The sequence below is a fragment of the Bradyrhizobium sp. WD16 genome (genome assembly GCF_024181725.1).
Taxonomy (GTDB): Bacteria; Pseudomonadota; Alphaproteobacteria; order Rhizobiales; family Xanthobacteraceae; genus Bradyrhizobium_A.
Genome location: NZ_CP028908.1, coordinates 4,620,309 through 4,637,659, shown reverse-complemented (window position 1 = coordinate 4,637,659; position 17,351 = coordinate 4,620,309). Strand labels below are relative to the sequence as shown.

The 17,351-nt window shown below is 65.5% G+C and carries 14 protein-coding genes; 4 read left to right on the top strand and 10 right to left on the bottom strand.

From position 1 onward, the window contains the following. Window positions 1–19: 19 nt before the first annotated feature. Together DB459_RS21455 and cysK are read right to left on the bottom strand one after the other, a co-directional pair. Complete coding sequence (locus tag DB459_RS21455; RefSeq protein WP_253707568.1) at window positions 20–1,282, bottom strand: IS4 family transposase; 1,263 nt, start codon at window positions 1,280–1,282, stop codon at window positions 20–22. 196 nt (window positions 1,283–1,478) lie between these two features. Further along, on the bottom strand, window positions 1,479–2,450 hold the full coding sequence (gene cysK / locus DB459_RS21450) for a cysteine synthase A (protein ID WP_253707566.1): 972 nt from the start codon (window positions 2,448–2,450) through the stop codon (window positions 1,479–1,481). A 325-nt stretch (window positions 2,451–2,775) separates the two neighbouring features. On the opposite strand from cysK, the gene DB459_RS21445 reads away from it, so the two are divergent. Further along, on the top strand, window positions 2,776–3,003 hold the full coding sequence (locus DB459_RS21445; protein WP_253707564.1) for a hypothetical protein: 228 nt from the start codon (window positions 2,776–2,778) through the stop codon (window positions 3,001–3,003). Window positions 3,004–3,121: 118 nt separating this feature from the next. Here DB459_RS21445 and tgt read toward each other — a convergent pair whose 3' ends face one another. The 7 genes from tgt to gyrA form a co-directional block, all read right to left on the bottom strand. Beyond that, window positions 3,122–4,255, bottom strand: a complete 1,134-nt coding sequence (gene tgt, locus DB459_RS21440) for a tRNA guanosine(34) transglycosylase Tgt (protein ID WP_253707562.1) — start codon at window positions 4,253–4,255, stop codon at window positions 3,122–3,124. 13 nt (window positions 4,256–4,268) lie between these two features. Continuing rightward, on the bottom strand, window positions 4,269–5,354 hold the full coding sequence (gene queA, locus DB459_RS21435; protein ID WP_253707560.1) for a tRNA preQ1(34) S-adenosylmethionine ribosyltransferase-isomerase QueA: 1,086 nt from the start codon (window positions 5,352–5,354) through the stop codon (window positions 4,269–4,271). A 62-nt stretch (window positions 5,355–5,416) separates the two neighbouring features. Beyond that, complete coding sequence (locus DB459_RS21430) at window positions 5,417–5,878, bottom strand: peptidylprolyl isomerase (RefSeq protein ID WP_253707558.1); 462 nt, start codon at window positions 5,876–5,878, stop codon at window positions 5,417–5,419. Between the two features lie 29 nt (window positions 5,879–5,907). Continuing rightward, complete coding sequence (locus DB459_RS21425) at window positions 5,908–6,315, bottom strand: hypothetical protein (protein WP_253707556.1); 408 nt, start codon at window positions 6,313–6,315, stop codon at window positions 5,908–5,910. Window position 6,316: 1 nt separating this feature from the next. Continuing rightward, window positions 6,317–6,859 carry a peptidylprolyl isomerase gene (locus DB459_RS21420; RefSeq protein ID WP_253707554.1) on the bottom strand — a complete coding sequence of 181 codons (543 nt, stop codon included), beginning with the start codon at window positions 6,857–6,859 and terminating at the stop codon, window positions 6,317–6,319. Between the two features lie 64 nt (window positions 6,860–6,923). After that, window positions 6,924–7,424, bottom strand: coding sequence for a pantetheine-phosphate adenylyltransferase (coaD, locus tag DB459_RS21415; RefSeq protein WP_253707552.1), 501 nt, complete (start codon window positions 7,422–7,424; stop codon window positions 6,924–6,926). 210 nt (window positions 7,425–7,634) lie between these two features. Further along, entirely contained in the window at window positions 7,635–10,379 is a 2,745-nt protein-coding gene (gene gyrA, locus DB459_RS21410; protein ID WP_253707550.1) for a DNA gyrase subunit A, read from the bottom strand. Window positions 10,380–11,252: 873 nt separating this feature from the next. Between gyrA and DB459_RS21405 the strand changes: the two genes are divergently transcribed. Further along, a complete protein-coding gene (locus DB459_RS21405; protein WP_253707548.1) occupies window positions 11,253–11,870 on the top strand; it encodes a MarC family protein in 618 nt (205 codons plus the stop codon). Window positions 11,871–12,037: 167 nt separating this feature from the next. Here DB459_RS21405 and DB459_RS21400 read toward each other — a convergent pair whose 3' ends face one another. Then, window positions 12,038–12,541, bottom strand: coding sequence for a single-stranded DNA-binding protein (locus tag DB459_RS21400; protein ID WP_253707546.1), 504 nt, complete (start codon window positions 12,539–12,541; stop codon window positions 12,038–12,040). 463 nt (window positions 12,542–13,004) lie between these two features. Here DB459_RS21400 and DB459_RS21395 point away from each other — a divergent pair, with 463 nt between their 5' ends. Beyond that, on the top strand, window positions 13,005–13,733 hold the full coding sequence (locus DB459_RS21395; RefSeq protein ID WP_253707544.1) for an outer membrane protein: 729 nt from the start codon (window positions 13,005–13,007) through the stop codon (window positions 13,731–13,733). A 591-nt stretch (window positions 13,734–14,324) separates the two neighbouring features. After that, entirely contained in the window at window positions 14,325–17,315 is a 2,991-nt protein-coding gene (gene uvrA, locus DB459_RS21390) for an excinuclease ABC subunit UvrA (protein ID WP_253707542.1), read from the top strand. Window positions 17,316–17,351: the final 36 nt, after the last annotated feature.

Genomic DNA, 17,351 nt, shown 5'->3' with positions numbered 1-17,351 from the left:
GGCTTTGACCCTACGAGATTCACACATCTCTGCGGAGTCTCCAGCCGCGAAGTATTGCCTTGAGGGATTGCAGCCCCTGCATCATTACGATGGGGCCTGGCTTTCCATAATAGCCGGTCCATCCGCCAAGCCGAGCGCACACCCAACTGGCATATGCCAACGACCCTTTGGGATGAGGGTTCTTCTGTTTCTCGGTCTTGCCCTCAAGGGTTTGACAAATCGCCTCCAGCGCGGGCTGGTCTTCGGGGTCGAGCGCGTCTTGCAGCGGCCGCCCGGCCGCGCCGTCGCGCTCGCGAACCATCTGCAGTACTTGAATGGCAGCGATCAACGTCGCGGTGGTCAGGTTCTCGAATGGCCCATCCTCTGTAACCCGCACCGCCTCGATGTCGAAGCCTTTCGTTTTCATCACCCGGAAGACCTGCTCGATGGTCCAGCGCTGGCGATAAAAGTGTGTGATCAGTAATGCTTGCGCCAGCGTCGCCACCCTGTGCGTTGTCAGCAGCCGCCAATGTACCGGCGTCACGGTGTCCGGCGGATCGATCTCACGTGCTTCCACCAAGGTGAGAGTGACTGTCTTCGGCAGTTTGGCCGCCTCGGCGGGGCGGTTGCGTTTCGGCCGCTTCAGGGTGACATCACGCGCCCGCAGCGCCAGCACTGCCTGACGGGCGGCTCGGCCCGGATTGGCCGGCAGATCGATCGTCTCGCGGCCCAGTTCAGCGACACCCTCCATGCACTCATAGAGCATGCCTCCGTCTTCCAGCACGCGATCATGATGGGCGCGGATCAGCAGTTCGGTCTCAATGGGACGGCAGGCGAATTCCTCATAAATATCGCTTTCCCGGTCGGCCACGACGGTGACGCAGGCCGCTCCGGACGCAACCAGGCTGGCTGCTGTATTGGTCGCGTCGAGCCAGCGGCTACTCTCTTTTTCGGCGAAGGGCCGCTTTTTGCATAGATGCTTCTTGCCACCAACGTGGCTAAGGAACACCGCATCGACAAGTCCGAGCAGCCCGCCATCATGGGCATCCACCGCGATCATTGGATGCAGGTTCAAACTGCGTTGCTTGCCATCGTCGCGCAGGGTCGTGGTGTCCTGGATCGCCAGGATGTGCCGCCCCCTGACCAGCCCGGCGGTACGCGCGCGGGCGGTCGCGACCATCTCGTCCGGTCTCACACGCGGGTTACGCAAAAAACGCGTAATGCGCATCTCGCCGGCGCGATTGCCCCCCACGCGACGCACGCTGATGCCGGATTGACCGACACTGACCAGACGGGCCAGCAAGCCGGCCCCCCTTTTTCCAGGCGCCGGTCGCCGAACCGTCCCAAACCACCTTCCATTTCTGTTCCCCAGAATCTTGCGACTACCATCGATTCAGAAAATGGGAGGCGCCGCAAGAGGATCCGGAGATGTGTGCATATCGTAGGGCTTTGACCGGGCGACTGGAATACGGCCGGGGCGTGCCTGAGGTTCATTGGTCTCAGATGTCTTCGAACAGCGCCGTGGACAGATAGCGCTCCGAGAAGGAAGGCACGATGGCGACGATGGTCTTGCCGGCGTTTTCCGGACGCTTGCCGAGTTCGAGCGCCGCGGCGATGGCCGCCCCGGACGAGATCCCGCCGGCGATGCCCTCGCTGCGCGCCATGGCCCGGGAGGTCTCGATCGCCGTCGCGCTGTTGACCTTGACGATCTCGTCGATCACCGCGCGATCGAGGATGTCGGGCACGAAACCGGCGCCGATGCCCTGGATCTTGTGCGGCGAGTGCTGGCCGCCGGAGAGCACCGGGCTCTCCTCGGGCTCGACCGCGACCATGCGCAGCGACGGCTTGCGCGGCTTGAGCACCTGGCCGATGCCGGTGATGGTGCCACCGGTGCCGACGCCCGCGACGACGATGTCGACCTTCCCCTCGGTGTCGTTCCAGATCTCCTCGGCGGTGGTGCGGCGATGGACCTCCGGATTGGCGAGGTTCTTGAACTGTTGCGGCATCACGGCGTTCGGCGTCGTCTGGATCAGCTCCTCGGCCTTGGCGATGGCGCCCTTCATTCCCTGGGCGGCCGGCGTCAGCACCAGTTCGGCGCCGAGGAAGGCCATCATCTTGCGCCGTTCGATCGACGCCGATTCCGGCATCACCAGCTTGATGCGGTAGCCCTTCGCCGCGGCGACGAAGGCGAGCGCGATCCCGGTATTGCCTGAGGTCGGCTCGACCAGCACCGTGTCCGGCTTGATGACGCCGGCCTTCTCCATGGCGGCGACCATGGCCGCCCCGATGCGGTCCTTCACGCTGGCGGCTGGATTGAAATATTCCAGTTTGGCGAGAATCGTCGCCTTCACTCCGTTGCGCTGGGGCAGCGCGTTCAACCGGACGATGGGCGTGTCGCCGTAGGCGTCGGCAATGCTGGAATAGACGCGGCCGCGGCCAGGACGGTGTGGGGACGGAGCGGAGGTGGTCATGCGAGATCTCCAAAAAGGCAATGTCCCATTAGAACATGCCGCGGTGCGATGACGCCAGAGGAGCGGAGCGCGGAGCCCGGCACCGCAATGTCGGAGCAACATCGGAATGAAGTCGGAGCGGAACACCCTAAGCGCTGGCGACGTCGGCGCACCGCCTGCGACGATGATGCGCCGCAGCACACAAATCGTCAAAGCACCGCATTTGTGTTGCGACAACGTCAAGAATTTCAGTGTAGACTTTAGTCGAGGCTGGTATTCCGTTTCCTAAATTCACAGCGGGCACGAGCGTCGCAAATCCAAAACTGCTCGATCTCAGGAGGCTCCGATGTCGGGACTCTCTGAAGTTGTTGTGTCGGAAGTCATGTGGTCCAGATCGCCCCGTCCGGCGCCGCGCGAACGCGAGCTGCCGACCTGCGCCGTCTGCGCCGACACCATGGTCGCGGCCGAAGCCTCGGCTTTCCTGCCCGACAACATGGTTCGCTATCTGTGGAGCTGTGAAACCTGCGGCTACGGCTTTGTCACCGAGCATTCGCTCGGGCTCAGGTGCAATTGAGCAACTCGCGACAGAACTCTCGCGACTGAACAGCTTCGTTCAGCCACGCCGCTTCGGAACGGCGAGAGTCGCCGTTCGCGCGCCTTCACAATCAGGCGTTTCACGACAAGGGGAACGGTCAGCGCGGCGCAATATCGCCGCGCGCCCAGTCGGCGCGGGTGCGTTCGGCGAATTCGGCGAAGCGCCCGGCGGCGATCGCCTCGCGCATGCCGGCGGTCAGACTCTGATAATAGGCGATGTTGATCTCGGACAGCAGCATGGCGCCGAGCGTCTCCCCGGCCTTGATCAGGTGATGGAGATAGGCCCGGGAATAATTCCGTGCCGCCGGCCATGGGCTCTCCTCGTCGAGCGGCCGTGGATCGTCGGCGTGGCGGGCATTGCGCAGGTTGACCGAGCCGAAGCGGGTGAAGGCGACGCCGTGGCGGCCGTTGCGGGTCGGCATGACGCAGTCGAACATGTCGACGCCGCGCCCGACCGATTGCAGGATGTCGTCGGGCGTGCCGACCCCCATCAGATAGCGCGGCCGCTCGGCCGGCAGCAGCGGAGCCGCCTCCTCGATCATCGCCAGCATCACCTGCTGCGGCTCGCCGACGGCAAGCCCGCCGATGGCGTAGCCGTGGAAGCCGATGTCGACCAGCGCCGCGGCGCTCTGCCGGCGCAGCTCGCCGATGTCGCCGCCCTGGACGATGCCGAACAGCATGCGCCCGCCGGGCGCGTTCTCGAAGGCCCGGCGGCAGCGCTGCGCCCAGCGCAGCGACAGCTGCATGGCGCGCTCGATGTCGGCGCGCTCGGCCGGCAGCCGCACGCATTCGTCGAGCTGCATGGCGATGTCCGAGCCGAACAGGCCCTGCACCTCGATCGCCCGCTCCGGCGACAGCGCCAGCGAGGCGCCGTCGATATGGGAGCGGAACGTCACGCCCTGCTCCGTCACCTTGCGCAGCTGCGCCAGCGACATCACCTGGAAGCCGCCGGAATCCGTCAACATCGGCCCGCGCCAGCCGGTGAAGGTCTGCAGGCCGCCGAGGGCGGCGATGCGCTCCGCGCCCGGCCGCAGCATCAGATGGTAGGTGTTGCCGAGCACGATGTCGGCACCGGCGTCGCGGACGTCGCGCCAGTGCACCCCCTTCATCGCCCCCTGGGTGCCGACCGGCATGAAGGCCGGCGTCCGCACCGCGCCGTGCGGGGTCTGCAGCACGCCGGTACGCGCGGCACCATCCGTGGCGACAAGCGTGAAATGGTTGGCAAGAGTCATCCGGGAACAGGGCTCACTGGGGGACGGCATCGGCGCGGAACAGCAACGAGGCGTCGCCGTAGGAATAGAAACGGTAGCCCCGGGCAATGGCGTGGGCGTAAGCGCGCTTCATGGCGGGAAGGCCGCTGAAGGCCGACACCAGCATGAACAAGGTCGAACGCGGCAGGTGGAAATTGGTCATCAGCACGTCGACGGCGCGAAAACGGTAGCCCGGCGTGATGAAGATCGCGGTCTCGCCGGCAAAAGGCTCGATCACCCCGTCCGGCCGCGTCGCGCTTTCGATCAGGCGCAGCGAGGTGGTGCCGACGGCGACGATGCGGCCGCCGCGCGCGTGGACGGCATTGAGCGCCGCGGCCGTGTCGGGGGAGATCATGCCCCATTCCGCGTGCATGCGGTGGTCGGCGGTATCCTCGGCCTTGACCGGCAGGAACGTGCCGGCGCCGACATGGAGCGTGACGCGGTGGAGCGTGATGCCGCGCTCCATCAGCGCAGCCTCGAGCGCCGGCGTGAAGTGCAGGCCGGCGGTCGGCGCCGCCACGGCGCCCTCCTGGCTTGCGAACATCGTCTGGTAGTCTTCGGCGTCGCGCGCATCCGGGGCGCGCCGCCCGGCGATATAGGGCGGCAGCGGCGGCGCGCCGACGTCGGCGATGGCCTGGTCGAGCACCGGGCCATGAAAGCTGAAGGCGAAGGTCACCTCGCCGGCATCGCCCTTGGCTTCGACGGTGGCGTCGAGATTCCCGAGCAGGCAGACCCGGCCCTCGTTGCCGAAGCGCACGGTGTCGCCGGGGAGGAGTTTTTTCGCCGGCTTGACCAGGGCCTGCCAGCGCGAGCCATCGAGGCGCTTGATCAGCGTTGCCTCGATCTTGGCCTCGACCTCGCGGCCGATGCGGCGGCCGCGAAGCTGGGCGGCAATCACTTTGGTGTCGTTGACCACCAGGGCGTCACCCGGCTCAAGGCAAGCCGGCAGGTCGGAGACGATCCGGTCGCTCAGCGCGCCATCGGCCTGCACCACCAGCAGACGCGCCGAATCCCGCGGCTCCGCGGGGCGCAGTGCGACGCGGTCCGCCGGCAGGTCGAAGTCGAAGAGTTCGGTACGCATGGGTCGGGGCCGGCGCCAGGAAGAGGCGTCGTGCCGGGTGATCCCGGCACGACTTGCCGCGATCAGGCGTCGAGCGCCATCCGGGCCTTGACGATCTTGTCCGGATTCTGGACCGGCTCGCCGCGCTTGATCTTGTCGACGTTTTCCATGCCGGAGGTCACCTTGCCCCAGACCGTGTACTGGCCGTCGAGAAAGCTGGCATCGTCGAAGCAGATGAAGAACTGGCTGTCGCCGGAATCCGGGTTGGCGGCGCGGGCCATCGAGGCCGTGCCGCGGACATGCGGCTCCTTGTTGAACTCGGCCTTGAGCTTCTGGCCGGAGCCACCGGTGCCGGTACCATGCGGGCAGCCGGTCTGGGCCATGAAGCCCTCGATCACGCGATGGAAGACGATGCCATCATAGAAGCCCTCGCGCACCAGCTCCTTGATGCGGGCGACATGGTTGGGGGCGAGATCCGGCCGCATCTCGATGGTGACCGGGCCCTGGGTGGTTTCCAGGATCAGCGTGTTCTCGGTATCTGCCATGACATTTCCTTTCAGGTTGATTTCTGTCCTCAAGCGTTCGACGTCAAGCTTGCGGTCTTCAGGTGTCGTCCGTCGAATTTGATGCGCAGCGGCCGCCCGGCCAGTGCGGCTCCGAGGCCGTCGGACAACGGCAACGGCGTACAGCGCTCGATGGCCTCCATGATGGCCGTGCGCCAGGCCAGCCGGTCGTCATCGCTGGCGCCCGGCGTCTCGTAGGTCACCCGCGGCCGGCCCAGGATCTCGCCATTGCGCCGGAAGGCCAGGACGACGGTGATCTCCATGCCCGGCGCGCTGCGTGCCGTGGGCGGCGGCTTGATGCAGCTGCCCAGCCGGGTGACGAGGCCGCCGAGGGTATTGATCCGGGGAGCCTCCCCGGCCACGCACGCCGAAGAGGCGCCGAGCGCCAGCAGGCTCGCGACGACGAGCCGCCGCACCACGTCACTTGATGTCGGAAGCGACCTGCACCTTGACCATCTTGTCAGGGTCGGCCACCGGCTCGCCGCGCTTGAGCTTGTCGACAACGTCCATCCCCGACACGACTTCGCCGACCACCGTGTACTTCCCGTTGAGGAAGGAGCCGTCGGCGAACATGATGAAGAACTGCGAATTCGCCGAATCCGGCGACGCCGCGCGGGCCATGCCGACGACGCCGCGCGTGAACGGCGTCGGGGTGAATTCAGCCGACAGATTCGGATATTTCGAACCGCCGGTGCCGTTGAAGTTCTGACCGTCGCCGGTCTGGGCCATGAAGCCTTCGATCACCCGATGGAACGGCACGTTGTTGTAATAGCCCTCGCGCGCCAGGAGCTTGATGCGCTCCGCATGCTTCGGCGCGAGGTCCGGCCGCAGCCGGACGACGATGCGGCCCTTGTTGGTGTCGATCACGATCGCATTCTGCTTGTCGAGGTTGGCGGGCAGCGATTGCGCCAGCGCGGGCGCAGCGCAGACCAGCGCGGCGAGAACGGCGAGAATTCGGATCATGAGAGCTCCAGAAGCTTCGGGAAACGGGTTGCGGGAAGACGCGGCGGGACCAGGCTTTTGGCGATCAGCCGCGGGCGAATTTGTCCTTCAGCCGGGCCGCGACCACCGGGGGCACGAAGTTCGACACGTCGCCCCCCATACTGGCGATCTGACGCACCAGTGTGGCGGTGATCGGGCGGACCATGGGGGATGCCGGCAGAAACACCGTCTGCACGTCCGGCGCCATGGTCTCGTTCATGCCTGCCATCTGCATCTCATAGTCCATGTCGGTGCCGTCCCGCAGGCCGCGAATGAGAATGGTGGCGCCGGCGCGCTGGGCCGCCGTGACGGCGAGGTCGTCGTAGGTGACGCATTCCACCTCGCAGCCGGCCTTGGCCGCCAGCGGCGCGAACACCTCGCTGATCATGTCCAGCCGCTCGGCGGGGCTGAACAGCGGCGTCTTGCCGGGATGGATCCCGATCGCCACCACAAGGCGATCGACCAGGCGAACGGTCTGGCGCACCACGTCGAGGTGGCCGTTGGTGACGGGATCGAACGACCCGGGGTAAAGGGCGATGCGCGACATGCTTTCGGTCTACCGCGCCTCCTCACCGCCCGCAAGCGCCGCAGCCCCTCGCCCGGCCGCGGCGCGGGTGTTTTCTATTGATATTCAGTGGCTTGCCAAACCACGGCGCGCCGCCGACCGCAACGCCGCCGAAGACGGCCGTTTTTGGTTTCGAAGCCGCCCGGATGCCCTCGGGCGGCTTCTTGCCGAGCGCGGCTCGTCCGGCGCTCGTCAGCCGCCGTTGCCGTTGTCTTCTTCCTCGGTGAGGTGCTCGACCGAAACCACGTGTTCGTCATCGGCGGTGTCGAAGACGATGACGCCCTGGGTCGAGCGGCCGGCGACGCGGATGCCGTCCACCGGGCAACGGATCAATTGTCCCTTGTCGGTCACCAGCATGATCTGGTCGCTGTCCTCCACCGGGAAGGAGGCCACCAGCTTGCCGTTGCGGTCGTTCACCGACATGGCGACGATGCCTTTGCCGCCGCGGCCGGTGGTGCGGTATTCGTAGGACGAGGTGCGCTTGCCGTAGCCGTTGACCGAGACCGTCAGCACGATCTGCTCCTGCGCCGACATCTCCACATAGCGTTCCTGGGAGAGCTGGATGGCGCCGTTCGTCTCCTCGCCCTCGGCCTCGGCGGCCTCGTCGACGGCCGTCTCACCGGCCAGAGCTTCACCGGCCAGAGCTTCACCGGCAACGGCGCGGCGCATCTTGAGATAGCCCGAGCGCTCGTCGGACGTCGTCTCGACATGCCGCAGGATCGACAGCGAGATCACCGTGTCGTTGTCGACCGCGATGCCGCGCACGCCCATCGAGGTACGGCCGGTGAAGACACGCACGTCCGTGACCGGGAAGCGGATGCACTGGCCGCCGGCGGTGGTGAGCAGGACGTCGTCATGCTCGGTGCAGATCTGCACGTCGACGATGGCCTCGCCCTCGTCGAGCTTCATGGCGATGATGCCGGAGCGGCGGACATCGACGAAATCGGACAGCTTGTTGCGACGGACGTTGCCGCCGGTCGTGGCGAACATCACGTCGAGATTGGCCCAGGAGGATTCGTCCTCCGGCAGCGGCATGATGGTGGTGATGCGCTCGCCCTGCTCCAGCGGCAGGATGTTGATCAGCGCCTTGCCGCGGGCGTTCGGCGCCGCCATGGGCAGGCGCCACACCTTCTCCTTGTAGACCTGGCCGCGCGAGGAGAAGAACAGCACCGGCGAATGGGTCGAGGCGACGAACAGCCGGCTGACGAAATCCTCGTCGCGGGTCTGCATGCCGGATCGGCCCTTGCCGCCGCGCTTCTGCGCGCGATAGGTCGATAGCGGCACGCGCTTGACGTAGCCGAGGTGAGACACGGTCACCACCATGTCCTCGCGCTGGATCAGGTCCTCGTCCTCGACCTCGCCCTCCTGGTCGACGATCACCGTGCGGCGCGGCGTGGCGAATTCGGCCCTCACCGCCGCCAGCTCGTCCTTGACGATGGCCTGGACGCGGGCGCGCGAGCGCAGGATCTCGAGATAATCGGAAATCTCCGCCGCGAGCTTGTCGAGTTCGTCGGAAATCTCGTCTCGGCCGAGTGCGGTGAGCCGCTGCAGCCGCAGGTCGAGGATCGCCTTGGCCTGCTCCATCGACAGCCGAGCGGTGCCGTCGGCATTGAGGTGATGGCGCGGATCGTCGATCAGCGTGATCATGGCGGCGACGTCCGCCGCCGGCCAGTCCCGCGACATCAGGGTGTCGCGAGCGGTCGCGGGATCGGGCGAGGTGCGGATGACGCGGATGATCTCGTCGATATTGGCGACTGCGATGGCGAGACCCACCAGGATATGGGCGCGGTCGCGGGCCTTGTTGAGCAGGAACTTGGTGCGACGCGTCACCACCTGCTCGCGGAAGGCGACGAACAGCGTCAGCAGGTCCTTCAGGTTCATCACCTGCGGCCGGCCGGCGTCGAGCGCCACCATGTTGGCGCCGAAGCTCGTCTGCAGCGGGGTGAACTTGTAGAGCTGGTTCAGCACCACCTCGGGGACGGCGTCGCGCTTGAGCTCGACGACGACGCGCATGCCCTCGCGATTGGATTCGTCGCGCAGGTCGGCGATGCCCTCGATCTTCTTCTCGCGGATGAGATCGCCGATGCGCTCGACCATCCCCGCCTTGTTCACCTGGTAGGGGATCTCCGAGATGATGATCGCCTCGCGATCCTTGCGGATGGTGTCGATCGTCACCTTGCCGCGCATGATGACGGAGCCGCGGCCGAGGTGATAGGCCGCGCGGATGCCCTGGCGGCCGAGAATGATGCCGCCGGTCGGGAAATCCGGCCCGGGCACGATGCCCATCAGGTCGTCGATGCCGAGCGCGGGATTGTCGATCAGCGCGATGCAGGCATCGATCACTTCGCCGAGATTGTGCGGCGGGATATTGGTCGCCATGCCGACGGCGATGCCGCCGGCGCCGTTGACCAGAAGATTGGGAAAGCGCGCCGGCAGCACCGACGGCTCGCGTTCGGAGCTGTCGTAGTTGGGCTGGAAATCGACCGTATCCTTGTCGATGTCCTCGATCAGGGTGTGCGCGGCCTTGGTGAGACGGGACTCGGTGTAGCGCATGGCCGCCGCGGTATCGCCGTCGACCGAGCCGAAGTTGCCCTGGCCGTCGACCAGCGGCACCCGCATCGAGAAGTCCTGCGCCATGCGGACCAGGGCGTCGTAGACCGACTGGTCGCCATGGGGATGGTATTTACCGATGACGTCGCCGACGGTGCGGGCCGACTTGCGATACGCCTTGTTCCAGTCGAAGCCGTTCTCGTGCATGGCGTAGAGAATGCGCCGATGCACCGGCTTGAGGCCGTCGCGCGCGTCCGGCAGCGCCCGCGCCACGATCACGCTCATGGCGTAATCGAGGTAGGATCGCTTCATCTCATCGGAGATAGAAACCGGGCGGATGTCGACCGGCCCGGAGGCGCCGGATTCCGGATTATCTTGATCGGCCAAACGCAAAAATCCCCACGACGAATCAGTCCGGGAGATATAGGCGATTCAGAGCCCCGCACCAACCCCTTTCGCCGCCGAAACGGCCTATAAAATCCAATTAAGTCAGCTGCTTATCGCTAGTGTCCTGTCTCCGAATTACCGCTACGTTTGCCTCGCACTCGCACGGTCATTCGGAGACATAGGGACACTAGCAAAATCAGAGTGCGAGTGTCCTGTTTCCAACGTTCGTACCCCATTGCAGCAGGCGCTCATACGAACGTTGGAAACAAGGGGACACTAGTGTCCCGTCTCCGAATTACCGCTTCGTTTGCCTCACCCTCGCACGGTCATTCGGAGACATCGGGACACTAGCAAAATCAAAAAGCTAGTGTGGCTTATGTCTCGCAATTGCCTATGAGAGGCTTGCCGCAAAGGCATAGGCAATTGCGAGACGCCACACTAGCATCATTATGATTCTAGTGTGGTTTTGGATCTGACGCGCGCTCGAAGAACTCGCTGCAATACTGAAACGAGCGTCAGATCCACCACACTAGTGTGGCTTAGGTCTCGCAATTGCCTACGAGAGGGTTGCCGCGAAGGCGGTAGGCAATTGCGAGACGCCACACGAGTGTCCTGTCTCCGAATTACCGCTCCATTTGCCTCACGCTCGCACGGTAATTCGGAGACATAAAGGACACTAGCAAAATCAAAGTGCTAGTGTGGCTTATGTCTCGCAATTGCCTACGAGAGGGTTGCCGCGAAGGCGGTAGGCAATTGCGAGACGCCACACTAGCCGGGAGATCTCGGCAGCAGCGCCGTGCGGACCGCTTGCGGCGCTCCTTGCGGCACTCTATCGCTCGGCATCCGGAAGGCGGCCCGCCGAGGACATTGCGCATGCTCAACGATGCCCTGACCGCCCTCGTCACCCTGCTCGTCGTGGTCGACCCGATCGGCATCGCGCCGGCCTTCCTCGCCGTCACCGACAACCAGCCGCCGCGTGTGCGCAACGCCACCGGGCTGCGCGCCGCGGCGATCGCGTCCGCCATTCTCGCCGGAACGGCGCTGGCCGGAAGCTGGTTGCTGGATCGCCTGGGCATCGGGCTGCCGGCATTCCGGATCTCCGGCGGCATCCTGCTGTTCGCCATTTCGTTCGACATGGTGCTCGGCTGGCGCCCGGCCCGCGACACCCGCCAGGCCGAGGACGCCGTGGCCGAGCACGTCCGCGATGTCGCCGCCTTCCCGCTCGCCATTCCGCTGATCGCCGGTCCCGGCGCGATCACCGCAACCCTGCTTCTCGCCGGCAAGGCGGCAACGCCGGCGGCGCTGGCATCGCTGATCGCCATCATCGCCGTGACAGGCCTGCTCTGCGCCCTCGCCTTCATGGCAGCGGTGCGGGTGTCACGCGCCATCGGCATCACCGGCAACGTCGTCCTGTCGCGCCTTTTGGGCATCGTTCTGGCCGCGCTCGCGGTCCAGTTCATTCTCGACGGCGCCCGCAGCGCCTTCGGCTGAGCAAATCTGAGGCTGAGCAAATCTGACGCGCAGCGGCGTCGCCTCCGCCCCAAAGCAGCCCAAAAGCACCCCAAAAGCAAAACGGCCGGCGCCGCTATCGACGCCGGCCGCAAAACTGCTGCGCAAGGATCAGCGGACGCAACGCCCGCCGCTGGAAAACGTCCCCGTCAGAACGGGATCTCGTCGTCCATGTCGCCGCCACCACCGCCGCCACGGCTGGGGCTGGGGTTGCCGGAGGACACCCGTCGCGGCGCCCCGGAGGACGGCCCGCTGGAACCGAAATCGCCCTCATCGGCGAAGCTACCGCCACCGCCGCCGCCACGCCCATCGAGCATGGTCAGAGTCGAATTGAAGCCCTGCAGGACCACCTCGGTCGAGTACTTCTCGACTCCGCTCTGGTCGGTCCATTTCCGTGTCTGCAGAGCGCCTTCGATGTAAACCTTCGCGCCCTTCTTGAGGTACTGCTCCGCGATTTTGCAGAGCCCCTCATTGAAGATCACGACGCGGTGCCACTCGGTCTTTTCCTTGCGCTCACCGGTGTTCTTGTCGCGCCAGGTTTCCGACGTGGCGATCCGCAGATTGGCGATCGGGCGTCCGTCCTGGGTGCGCCGGATTTCGGGGTCGGCGCCCAGATTACCGACCAGAATGACCTTGTTTACGCTTCCCGCCATCGCACTCTCCGTTCACACACCCAAATCGACACACCCAAGCCGGCTCGCGGCGGGGTTCTCCGTCCCGACCCTATAACCTGCCAGGCGCCGCTCCGGCTCGGCTGCGCGACCACCGGCGCCGCCTTATCCACACTTCCACGCCCAGCATCGCACCGCGGGGCCCATCGTTCTTATTATGTTCCGCCGCCGATGTAAACCACCAGCCAGGGCGGCATTGAAGCACCGGCAGGGTGCCTGCGCTGCCCGAAATGTGTCAAAAGATGCGCGGATTTTGCCTCCACCGGCGGAAATATGCTAAACAAATCCTAAACTTAGTCGGAGTCACTTCGTGACGAGGTGTTGCATTTGGGAGACGGCTTTTCGATCCGGATTGGACTATGGTGTTCCCAACATCGGCGCTTGCGACGATTGTTTCTTGGGATTTGCGCCGCCAGTTGCGGCGGAGATGTAAGTGGAGAGAACGATGAAGAAGATTTTGCTGGGTAGCGTGGCGCTGGTCGCGCTGGGCACGGCTTCGGCCTTTGCCGCCGACCTTCCGGCCCGTACCTACACCAAGGCTCCGGCCTATGTGCCGGCCCCGATCTACAACTGGACCGGGTTCTACATCGGTGGTCACATCGGTGGCGCCTTCAACGGCAGCGACAACATCTACGGCAGCGACGGCCGGTTCGCCGGCGGTGTGCAGGGCGGCGCTGACTATCAGTTCGCCCCGAACTGGGTGCTCGGTATCGAAGCCGAATACACCTGGGCCGCGCGCGACACCACCAACGTGCTGTTCACCGCGCCGCCTGCCTTGGTGCCGTTCACCGTTCAGGGCCGCAGCAGCGACTTCGGTTCGGTCACCGGCCGTCTCGGCTACACCTGGGGTCCGGCGCTGCTGTACGCCAAGGGCGGTCTCGCCTTCCGCGGCAACAACGACAACGTGAACGTGTTCAACACCGCCACCGGTGCGCCGCTCGCCTTCGCCGTCAGCCGCAAGGACACCGGTTACACCGTCGGTGCCGGCCTCGAGTACCTGTTCACCCCGAACTGGTCGGCCAAGGTCGAGTACCAGTACTACAACTTCGGCACCACCAACATCTCGGTGCCGGCCGCCGGCGGCGTTGTCAGCTACCGCGACGACGTCCACAGCGTGAAGGCCGGCCTGAACTACCGCTTCAACTGGGGCGGCCCGGTCGTCGCCAGGTACTGAGCGAAGTACTGAGCGAAGTCCTGACGCATACTGACTGAGGTTCTCCACCGAGGACTCCGGTTCAGGACCACCACAAAAGCCCGGCTCCCGCGAGCCGGGCTTTTTCGTTTGGCGGCTCTTCGTTTGGCGTCTTGTCGTTTTGCCGGTACTCGTCGGCCCCGTTGCCGCCGGGGTATTCCTGCCCGGATATTCATTGCGGCTATCGGCGCGGCGCGGCACCGGCCGCCCTTGCCCTTCGCACCGACCTGAACCACATAGGGTTCACTCACCCCATTGGCTGTCGTCGGAACTCGTCGCGGCCCAATGCTTGCACTCCCCGATCCGGGCGCAGGCATCTCTTGGTGCGCGGCTCTTGATGCGCGGCTCTTGGTGCGCGGCGATGTTCTTGATATGTTCACTGGACAACTCGCGCCGCGAGTCGACCTGCACTTCCGGGCATCGCGGTGCTGTGGGACGATGGACGATACACCCCGACGGGTTGGTTGAGCTCTACGAACGATCGAACCGGGACACCAGCCTTCCATTCGCGATCGCCCGGCGCGCGAATGTCACGCAAGATCAGCGCCGCCGGCGCATCCGGAACTGCCACTGATGGACGAAGTTCTCAAGGCGAGCCGACGACAGATCGATGCCAGCAGCCGCGCCATTCGCATTCGCGGCGCGCGCGAGCACAATCTCAAGAACGTCAATCTCGACATCCCGCGCGACCGGCTGGTGGTGCTGACCGGCCTGTCGGGGTCGGGCAAATCCTCGCTGGCGTTCGACACCATCTATGCCGAGGGCCAGCGGCGCTATGTGGAGTCGCTCTCCGCCTATGCCCGCCAGTTCCTCGAGATGATGCAGAAGCCCGATGTCGACCAGATCGAAGGCCTGTCGCCGGCGATCTCCATCGAGCAGAAGACCACCTCCAAGAACCCGCGCTCCACCGTCGGCACCGTCACCGAGATCTACGATTACATGCGCCTGTTGTGGGCGCGGGTCGGCGTGCCCTATTCGCCGGCCACCGGTCTGCCGATCGAGAGCCAGACGGTCTCGCAGATGGTGGACCGGGTGCTGGCGCTGCCGGAAGGCACACGGCTCTATCTGCTGGCGCCGGTGGTGCGCGGCCGCAAGGGCGAATATCGCAAGGAGCTCGCCGAATATCTCAAGAAGGGCTTCCAGCGGGTCAAGATCGACGGCGCGTTTCATGAGCTCGCCGAGGCGCCTGCGCTCGACAAGAAGTTTCCCCACGACATCGACGTCGTGGTCGATCGCATCGTGGTGCGGCCCGATCTCGGCCAGCGGCTCGCCGAGTCGTTCGAGACCGCGCTCAAGCTCGCCGAGGGCCTCGCCGTGATCGAGTTCGCCGATCCGCCGCCGGGCGGCGAAGGCGAGAAGAAGACCGACAAGAAGACCGCCAAGATCCACGACAGGAGCGGTCCGGAGCGGCTTCTGTTCTCGGAGAAGTTCGCCTGCCCGGTCTCCGGCTTCACCATTCCCGAGATCGAGCCGCGGCTGTTCTCGTTCAACAACCCCTATGGCGCCTGCCCGGCCTGTGGCGGTCTCGGCATCGAGCAGCATATCGACGCCGAGCTGGTGATCCCGGACAAGGATCTGACGCTGCGCAAGGGCGCCATCGCGCCCTGGGCCAAGTCGTCGTCGCCCTACTACCTGCAGACCCTGCAGGCGCTGAGCAAGTTCTACAAGTTCACCCTCGACACCAAGTGGAAGGACCTGCCGAAGAAGACGCAGAACGCGATCCTCTACGGCTCCGGCGACGACGAGATCAAGTTCTCCTACGAGGACGGCGTCCGGTCCTACGACACCAAGAAGCCGTTCGAGGGCGTCGTCACCAATATCGAGCGCCGTTTCCGGGAAACCGAGAGCGAATGGGCCCGCGAGGAGCTGGGCAAGTATTTCACCGACGTTCCCTGCGAAGCCTGTCACGGCTACCGCCTCAAGCCCGAGGCGCTGTGCGTCAAGGTCGGCGGCAAGCATATCGGCGAAATCTCCGAACTGTCGGTCAGGGCCGCCGGCGAATGGTTCGCGGCCCTGCCCGACCAGCTCTCGACCCAGCAGAACGAGATCGCGGTCCGGGTGCTCAAGGAGATCCGCGAGCGCCTGACCTTCCTGCTCGACGTCGGCCTGAACTACCTGACGCTGTCGCGCGCCTCCGGCACGCTGTCCGGCGGCGAGAGCCAGCGCATCCGTCTCGCCTCGCAGATCGGCTCGGGTCTCACCGGCGTGCTCTACGTGCTCGACGAGCCCTCGATCGGCCTGCACCAGCGCGACAATGCGCGGCTGCTCGACACCCTGAAGCGGCTGCGCGATCTCGGCAACACCGTGATCGTCGTCGAGCATGACGAAGACGCCATCCGTCTCGCCGATTACGTCGTCGATGTCGGCCCCGGCGCCGGCATCCATGGCGGCCAGATCATCGCCCGCGGCACGCCCGCGGAGATCATGGCCAACCCGAAATCGCTCACCGGCAAATATCTCACCGGCGAGCTCGCGGTCGACATTCCCGAACGCAAGCCGCCGAACCACCGCCGCACCCTCAAGGTGGTGAACGCCCGCGGCAATAATCTCAAGAACGTCTCGGCGGAGATTCCGCTCGGCCTGTTCACCTGCGTCACCGGCGTCTCCGGCGGCGGCAAGTCGACGCTGCTGATCGATACGCTCTACAAGGCGATCGCGCGCAAGCTCAACAATGCCAGCGACGCGCCGGCGCCCCACGACCGCATCGAGGGGCTCGAGCACATCGACAAGATCATCGAGATCGACCAATCGCCGATCGGCCGCACGCCGCGGTCGAATCCGGCGACCTACACCGGCGCCTTCACGCCGATCCGCGAATGGTTCGCCGGCCTGCCGGAGTCCAAGGCGCGCGGCTACGAGCCCGGCCGCTTCTCCTTCAACGTCAAGGGCGGTCGCTGCGAGGCCTGCCAGGGCGACGGCGTCATCAAGATCGAGATGCACTTCCTCCCCGACGTCTACGTCACCTGCGACACCTGCAAGGGCAAGCGCTACAACCGCGAGACCCTGGAAGTGCTGTTCAAGGGCAAGTCGATCGCCGACGTGCTCGACATGACGGTCGAAGAGGCCGCCGAATTCTTCAAGGCGGTGCCGCGGATTCGCGAGACCTTCAAGACGCTGCACCGCGTCGGCCTCGACTACATCCATGTCGGCCAGCAGGCGACGACCCTGTCGGGCGGCGAGGCGCAGCGGGTCAAGCTGGCGAAGGAACTGTCAAAGCGCGCGACCGGCCGCACGCTCTACATCCTCGACGAGCCGACCACCGGGCTGCATTTCCACGACGTCGCCAAGCTGCTCGAGGTGCTGCACGAGCTGGTCAACCAGGGCAATACCGTGGTGGTGATCGAGCACAATCTCGAGGTCATCAAGACGGCCGACTGGGTGATCGATCTCGGCCCGGAGGGCGGCGACGGCGGCGGCGAGATCGTCGCCTGGGGGCCGCCCGAGGATATCGCCAGGGCGCCGCGCAGCCACACCGGCAAATTCCTCGCGCCGGTGCTGGCCAAGGCCAATCGTTCCCGCAAGCGCAAGCCGGCCAGCGCGGAATCCGGCGAGGCGGCGGAATAGCCGGTCCCGGTGAGAGGCGTTGGCGACGCAGGGTGT

Excerpts from the sequence above, each read along its gene's own strand:
- DB459_RS21430 (WP_253707558.1), bottom strand. The coding sequence starts at position 5,878 with ATGGCAGATACCGAGAACACGCTGATCCTGGAAACCACCCAGGGCCCG.
- queA (WP_253707560.1), bottom strand. The coding sequence starts at position 5,354 with ATGCGTACCGAACTCTTCGACTTCGACCTGCCGGCGGACCGCGTCGCA.
- DB459_RS21405 (WP_253707548.1), top strand. The coding sequence starts at position 11,253 with ATGCTCAACGATGCCCTGACCGCCCTCGTCACCCTGCTCGTCGTGGTC.
- tgt (WP_253707562.1), bottom strand. The coding sequence starts at position 4,255 with ATGACTCTTGCCAACCATTTCACGCTTGTCGCCACGGATGGTGCCGCG.
- DB459_RS21420 (WP_253707554.1), bottom strand. The coding sequence starts at position 6,859 with ATGATCCGAATTCTCGCCGTTCTCGCCGCGCTGGTCTGCGCTGCGCCC.
- uvrA (WP_253707542.1), top strand. The coding sequence starts at position 14,325 with ATGGACGAAGTTCTCAAGGCGAGCCGACGACAGATCGATGCCAGCAGC.
- DB459_RS21400 (WP_253707546.1), bottom strand. The coding sequence starts at position 12,541 with ATGGCGGGAAGCGTAAACAAGGTCATTCTGGTCGGTAATCTGGGCGCC.
- DB459_RS21445 (WP_253707564.1), top strand. The coding sequence starts at position 2,776 with ATGTCGGGACTCTCTGAAGTTGTTGTGTCGGAAGTCATGTGGTCCAGA.
- coaD (WP_253707552.1), bottom strand. The coding sequence starts at position 7,424 with ATGTCGCGCATCGCCCTTTACCCCGGGTCGTTCGATCCCGTCACCAAC.
- cysK (WP_253707566.1), bottom strand. The coding sequence starts at position 2,450 with ATGACCACCTCCGCTCCGTCCCCACACCGTCCTGGCCGCGGCCGCGTC.
- DB459_RS21395 (WP_253707544.1), top strand. The coding sequence starts at position 13,005 with ATGAAGAAGATTTTGCTGGGTAGCGTGGCGCTGGTCGCGCTGGGCACG.